This is a genomic window from Actinoplanes sp. ATCC 53533 (assembly GCF_003947245.1).
Map to the genome: position 1 here is coordinate 1 of NZ_QHHV01000696.1, position 600 is coordinate 600.

Sequence of the window (600 nt, forward strand, 5' to 3'; positions counted from 1 at the left end):
AGATGACCGAGCGCGGCTCGGGCATCTGGTCGTAGATCGTGCGCACGACCGGGGCCATCTTCTGGCTCACCCGGCCGGCGACGATCATCAGGTCGGCCTGCCGCGGCGAGGCCCGGAAGACCTCCATGCCCCAGCGACCGAGGTCGTAGTGCGGTCCGCCGGCGGCCATCATCTCGATGGCGCAGCAGGCGAGGCCGAAGGTGGCGCCCCAGAACGACGACTTGCGGGCCCAGTTGGAAAGCTTCTCCACCGAGGTCAGCAGGATGCCGCTCGGCAGCTTCTCTTCGATTCCCATATCAGTCAGTCCCAGTTCAATCCGCCGCGTCGCCACACGTAGGTGTAGGCGATGAAGACAGTGACGATGAAGAGGACCATCTCGACGAAGCCGAACAGGCCGAGCGCCTCGAAGGACACCGCCCACGGATACAGGAAGATGGTCTCGATGTCGAAGACGATGAAGAGCATCGCGGTCAGGTAGAACTTGACCGGAACCGGCCGCCGCCGATCGGCTGCGGCGCCGGCTCGATGCCGCACTCGTACGCGTCGAGCTTGGCCCGGTTGTAGCGCTTCGGGCCGACGATCGGCGCGATCGACACCGAG

The 600-nt window shown here is 65.5% G+C and carries 1 protein-coding gene and 1 pseudogene; both read right to left on the reverse strand.

Annotated elements, in window-relative coordinates:
- A partial coding sequence (nuoB, locus tag DMB66_RS60695; RefSeq protein ID WP_125812745.1) for an NADH-quinone oxidoreductase subunit NuoB occupies nt 1–295 on the reverse strand: 295 nt, incomplete at its 3' end.
- Between the two features lie 5 nt (nt 296–300).
- Nucleotides 301–600 (reverse strand): annotated as a pseudogene (locus DMB66_RS60700) (NADH-quinone oxidoreductase subunit A); the annotation flags it as partial.